The following is a 6068-nucleotide window of genomic DNA, read 5'->3' as shown; positions in this document are numbered from 1 at the left end:
CCTTCAAGAACCAGCTTAAGGTGTTGGTTCTAGACCTCTATGTGGCATGGCTGGAGGATCCTGAGTTGAGTATCGGAATGTCAATGTCTCCGAACGAATGGAAGGCCAATTCCCGGTACAATGCCCTCCACCTGTCCAAGAAGCTGATCCCTATCACGGAAGCATTGAGCATTGCTGGGTTGGTTGACTTGGCCAAGGGCAGCTATGCCGGTCCGGGAGCCAAGAGCAACAGAACTACGCGCATCAGGGCGTCTGAGGGGCTTCAAAACATGTTCAGGCACGCCAAGTTCCAACGCGACGATGTGCACCGCTTCGAAGGTCAGGAAGTCATAATCCTGCGGGATGAAAAGGTGGCCGGGAAGGTCGGAAAAGAAGTTGAGTATACTGACACCCCAAACACCAATGCCATGCGGAGCGAGTTGAAGTCGTACAACGATCTACTGGCCGCTTCATTCATCGACATTGCGACACTGCAAGAACCGATCATACAGCTTGATGATGACGAGGTAACAGCTCCGCTGCGTATTCACCCAGATCACGCCCGATTGCGCCGTGTTTTCAGCCGCAAAGACTGGTCCATGAATGGCCGCTTCTACGGCGGTTGGTGGCAGCAGGTGAACGACGATTGGCGCTCCAAAATCTTCATAGATGACCAGCCGACTATAGAAGTGGACTTCAAGGGCCTCCATGTCGCGATGCTCTACGCTCAGACGGGGAATAAAATGGCGCATGATCCTTATGATATTTCTTCGCAAAAAATAGAAGCTTACCCGCCGGAATTATTGAGGAAATTAATCAAGAGACTTGCCCTTACTGCGATCAACGCAAAGGAAAAATCATCAGCCTACAGGGCATTCCGGGATGGATTTTCCACGGCGCACGTCGGAAAAACCTTGAGCAACAAAAAACTGGATCAGCTCATGGCCGCCTTCTTGGAGGTGAACCCAGCTCTGGAAGCTTTTCTGTTCTCGGATCAAGGCATTAGGCTGATGTACCTCGACAGCCAGATAACAGCCCATGTCCATAGCCACTTTACCAAGCAGGGGGTTCCAGTTTTATCGATCCACGACAGCTATGTCATCGACCACATGCGAGTTGCTGAACTTCGGGATGTGATGGCGGAAGCCTCGGAGGCCGTGGTTGGTCAGGCGCTACCCACATCGATCAAGTTGCCTGATATGCCCGAATACGCACATGTCTCTGACGAGCAGCTGCAGGAGCATATTGAGAACCGGCAGGGGATTCGATGCGTTGGCTACATGGATCGCCTCTTTAGCTACCAAGAGCGAACAGGACGAGGTATTTCGCCGGTTTCTCGTAGGGATGCTCAGGAGGGCTATAGGTTAGGGCTACTGGGGTAGGTCAAAAACTTGCCCTGGTCCGTATCGCGCAGGAAGTGACTTGGCAAAGTGGAGCTGGCAGCCAGGCCCCCAGGCTTGACCTGACCTCTCCAGTCGTCCACGCAAAACCTGTGTACCAGCGGTTCCCAGCCCAAAGCTGACATGACGTTCCAGCACGTCGGGCGGATTGCGAACTTTCGCTGCGGATAGCACCAATGTCGGCTAAGCGCAGAAAGCTGACTTTGCAATTTTTGCGGTAAGACCAAAGCGGCCGTTCACCAGGTTTCGATTATGCCGCACTGTAATTCGCCGATCGGGCCCTTCAGCGTTTGTAGCAATAGTCGACTACCTCCGCGAAACTAACATCTTCGCGGGACAACCTGGCTTCCAAGTCATTTAGTTGCTCGACACTAGCCAGTTCTTCGGTTCCTGAAATTTCAACGGCATATTCGGCATTGTAACCCCTACCCACCCTTGAAAGCTCAACACTCAGCTGCCTCAGAATGTCATCTCGTAGCATCAGTTGGTTTCGCCGGAACCGGATCAGCCGGTGACAATCAAAGAAATCCGAACGCTTTGATGAGTCATATTTCCTCCCGTTCCAACCTGTGCCTCGCGTGGCTCGATACAAAGCGCCCTCTTGCGTATCACTCCAAACTCGGAAATCGAAATGATTGGTTGGGTTTGGATTCTCGTGCGTGGCCTGAGAATGGAAATCGGTTGCCCTAAATTGGTGTTGATCAAGGACAGTTAAAGTCCTGTTCTGTGCAGACAGCATGCGCTTGATTGGCCTCGGCATTTCAAAGTGCATAACTTTGGCTGAGTCCAAGATGCGTATTTCCCTTGAAATCTCCTCGTCATCTCGATCCCAATGCCTCTTCGTTCGCTTTGGTACCCACTGAATATGCGTACCGAAGAAACGCACAACGCCGGTTGAACTGAACGAAACCACGTGGACGTCTCCATGCTCTAGATCATCATGAAGGAAGTAGTAAGCTGTTCCAAGCCAGATAAGCGATTGAGCAATTTCCTTCACCAACTCACGTATTGTTTCGTCGATCCGATGACGCGCGTACCTCGTCTTTACATTGCCTAGAAGCCTTTGCGTGAGTTCGTCGTCATTTGACGACACCTGGAATAGATTGCCGCTTTGACGGGTCAAAGAGCGGAACAATCTCGCAAAGTCGTCGTCAAACATCCGTCGATTAAAGGCCGGCTTCTCCCGTCTACTTTTAATCAGGAACCGATCAAAGAACCCAACATGCATATCCTGAAAGTGATGTCTGTGCATTGGGTCAGATCTAACAATCTTCATGCTGAACCTCTTCTTCGTTCAACCGACGAGCAAGATCAGTGATGCGGCAGTCGATCTCGAAATCGATTGGATCGAGTTGCGGTACAATCTGTTCGGCAAAGAATAGGTGAGATGCATCTGAAAAGGAGCCCAAGAACTCTCGTACGATTTTTTTCTGGTGCCGCTCTCCCCGTTCCATCCCCAACTGATCCCCGATCCCGTCGTTCCCAGCACGTTGTTCGAAAGAGATTTTCCAATTGATCCGGATCAGCTCACGTGGAGAAGCGCTCATGCTGAAGCTATTTGGGTCTGAAAGAAGGATCATCCTTTTCAGGTATTGTTGCTTGTTAGTGGCTCGACCAATCCAAGCATCGAACTTGGCAAGCGCACCTTCGGACAATTTGGCATTGTCGAAGTATGCTCCATAGAGAATAGCGAAGCCCAAAACCGACGCCAAGTCGTTGATCACAGTTGAGATGAGTAGAAGTCGGAACTCGTCATTTATTTCCAATGATGAATCCAGAAACTTTGAATCCGCCGCCAGAAAAGCTAGGGACATGAACATCGGGAAAACTCTGCCCAGCTTACCTTCATCGTTTTCCTCAAGCGCGCTTATGCATGCTTCAGCCAGTTCGAAGTAAATTTGTCCAAAATGATCAGGCAGCTCGTCATTATGTTTTGGTTCAAAGAGGTGCTCTACCATAGCACCGTTGCCGAGGTTGGCGAGTGCGTCATCTCGCATCGATCCAAACTGCCTGGACATCTCAACGACGTCGATATTTGGCAGAACGTATTGTTCTTCGGTGTAGTGTGCATACTCATGATACCGTTCCAAAAGCTGGGCGAGTTCGCCGAACCAGCGTGGCAGTTTCCAATGGCTATGCAAGCTTGCCAGGACGACCTGTGTTGCGGCCGTAGACATTTTTAATTTTGTCAGAAGGGCCACAAATTCTGGAACCGAGTTTTGGTAAAATCCGCATATCTCAGGTAGGATCTTTTCGTAGTGTTGCAGCAACCTCTGAACCGCCAACTGTTGGACGTATTTTTGCTTGGATAGGCGCTGCCGCTCGAACTTTTTCTCAAACTCAATACGTTTGACGATGAAAGCAAGCTCCACTTGCAAAAAAGAAGGTAGGCTGCGGAGGGTTGTTTCGCTCCACTCGTCAGCCTCGAAGAACTGTTTCAACTCTTTCTCAAAGGTTATCATTCGGCGAAGAGTTTCTAAGCAGAGGTTGCTGCCCAGAGCCGCCCATGTATCTGCTATTCCAACCTTTATCATTGCTGTTTCATCATCCGTTACTGCGTCCGATGTGGCGAAAGCTTGTTCAATAATCGCCTTGAAATTTTTGAGCTCTCGCATGCCGACGGCAAACTGAAACTGTGCTGCATAGTCGGAAATACGGGTCGAAAAGCGACTGAGGAGTTTCAGCGCAAGGTCGAAATCACCGACTTGAAATGCCAGCTCAATATGGCCCGCCAACCTGTCGACGATCTCGTGTTCAAGCCACTGATGATCGAGCTTTTCCTCAACCAGCATTTGCTGGCTGCTGGTTTGAAGCGCCATAGACGTCGCACTGTCACCGGCAAGAAACCACTGCTTGTGCCTGTTTCGTCTTGGAAACCAGTAGCTTTCTTGATCGATTTTGTGTTTCTGACGGAGGTAATGCAGAAGCAAGGCCGTATAATCGTCGGTCAAGGCAGGAAGATTGTCTTCTAAACTTTGTCTGTCGGCTTTGACGCGATCATCAACGTACGAGAGTTGTTCAAGAGCATGTCGGGCTAATTTAGAATGATGGTTGGCCAACGATTGTGAATTATTGCGGTTCGCTGCACCTTCGATGTGGCGCTCAATGTTGGGAAGTATCTCGCTACGAACAAGTACATTCAGATCAAAGAAATTGAACAACCTCTGGCCCAACGGAAACAAGGCCAAAGCACTCAACAAAGCCAAAACCGTACCGGCAACATAGACTAACAGACCGGGTTCAAACCCAAACAAGGGCAAAGCCGTTGCTGCCAGGCAAAACATTGCTGCAAGCACCAATACCCGAGAATACACGCTGCCCACCTGCTCATTGGTGAGCAACTGGATGATATCGCGACGAAGTCTGGTGTAACCGGCGCTCAATATGATGCCAATCGTAGCGAAATAGATCGAGAAAATCGCAGTGAGAATTTGGGCGTACAGCCTAAGTTGTTCTACATTAAATTCTTTGTCGTTAGCGCTAAGCGGTGTCAGCCAAGACTGCTTTTCCCGGACACAACCCTCTACAGAAATTAAGGCCGACAGCACTACAACGACCCAAAACAGGCTTTTGACCCCGACCCATGTAAACGAGCCCAAAATCCGGGCGTTTGCCTTTGCTTTGGTGACAGAGATGCCCCTCTGGTATGCGATGCGTTCGAAAAGGAACCCGATTTTTCCAAACCATGCTCGGGACTTCCAAAACCAAGGCTTGGAACCCAACCAGATTTTCAGACGATTTATCAATCTATGCTCACCCTCTCTGAGTTGCGCGCAACATATAATCGTATTTGGTGGCAATTACGAGATGCAGGGACTGACCCCAAATTTTCTGCGCGCCTTTCAAAAAATGCTGCTGCCGTAAGGTGCTTGAATCACCGCTTACGGAGGGCTCGACCAGCACGAAGCGCTCGCAACGAATGGCCGGTTGGTGCCTGACGCGCTGAACGGTCATGTCTGCTTTGGGCTGGCAGCGGTCGTTAGACGGATTTCGCACCAAGGTCCGCTTTAGGCCGGAGGCGTAACTTTGCAAAGCCCGCTATCTGCGCATTGCTGACCTTGGTTGATGGCGGGGCCTTGAACCATGGATCACCTTTTTAGTCACCAAGAGCTTACAGCCTGTCGTATTTCGCCGGTAGTTCGGCGTGATGCATAGATGGACTATAGTCTAGGTTTGATGAGGTAACTCAACGTGGCGGGCAAAAAAACTGCCCAGTAGTAAACTTCGCGCTATAATCGCAGCAACGCCACCCTTGGTGGAAAGGGAATTTAATTTGTCGCTTAAGCATGAGTATCCACATGAAAAAAATAGTTATCTACAGTCTGGCCTCTCTCATTCCCGCACTTGCTGGCGCAGAGGAATATGATTGGAGGTATGTCCCGTTCTTTGAGCATCAAGAGGTACAAGAGTGCGCGAGAAATCGTGCATCTGAGTGGGCGGCAGAGGGAAAGTACTCTGAGGGCGAGATTTTGAGTGCTGCGGAAAAATTTAACAGTTTTCTTCCGGAGCTAACAAAAACTAGCGATCGCGACATGGCGCATATCCAGCTCCGTGCAATGGCCCAGATGTGGCAAGGCGCTAAGGCTAACCTCCGGCCAGGCTTCAGCCTAAATCTGCATGAGTACGCCAATGGTTTGGTGGTGACTTGCACTTTCGATGTTTTCGATAGGCATTACAAAAACGGGGATT

General features: G+C 50.1%; 4 protein-coding genes. 2 read left to right on the top strand and 2 right to left on the bottom strand.

What is annotated here, in order from left to right; genetic code table 11:
* On the top strand, positions 1-1361 hold a 1361-nt coding region (locus J4721_RS19590), incomplete at its 5' end, for a hypothetical protein (RefSeq protein WP_211003463.1).
* 301 nt (positions 1362-1662) lie between these two features.
* Here the strand turns inward: J4721_RS19590 and J4721_RS19585 are convergent.
* Both J4721_RS19585 and J4721_RS19580 read right to left on the bottom strand, forming a co-directional pair.
* Positions 1663-2655 (bottom strand): hypothetical protein, encoded by a 993-nt coding sequence (locus J4721_RS19585; protein WP_211003483.1) that lies wholly within the window; start codon positions 2653-2655, stop codon positions 1663-1665.
* Entirely contained in the window at positions 2642-5125 is a 2484-nt protein-coding gene (locus tag J4721_RS19580) for a hypothetical protein (RefSeq protein ID WP_211003461.1), read from the bottom strand. Before J4721_RS19580 ends, J4721_RS19585 begins: the two co-directional genes overlap by 14 nt.
* A gap of 552 nt (positions 5126-5677) precedes the next feature.
* On the opposite strand from J4721_RS19580, the gene J4721_RS19575 reads away from it, so the two are divergent.
* A partial coding sequence (locus J4721_RS19575; protein ID WP_211003460.1) for a hypothetical protein occupies positions 5678-6068 on the top strand: 391 nt, incomplete at its 3' end.

Source organism: Phaeobacter sp. HS011 (assembly GCF_018101215.1).
In the GTDB taxonomy this organism is placed as follows: Bacteria; Pseudomonadota; Alphaproteobacteria; order Rhodobacterales; family Rhodobacteraceae; genus Phaeobacter; species Phaeobacter inhibens.
Note: the sequence above shows the minus strand (reverse complement) of the source record. Positions and strands in the feature narration are given on the sequence as shown.

Bases quoted from the DNA above. Each gene is read 5' to 3' on its own strand.
- J4721_RS19585 (WP_211003483.1), bottom strand. From the start codon at position 2,655: ATGAAGATTGTTAGATCTGACCCAATGCACAGACATCACTTTCAGGAT.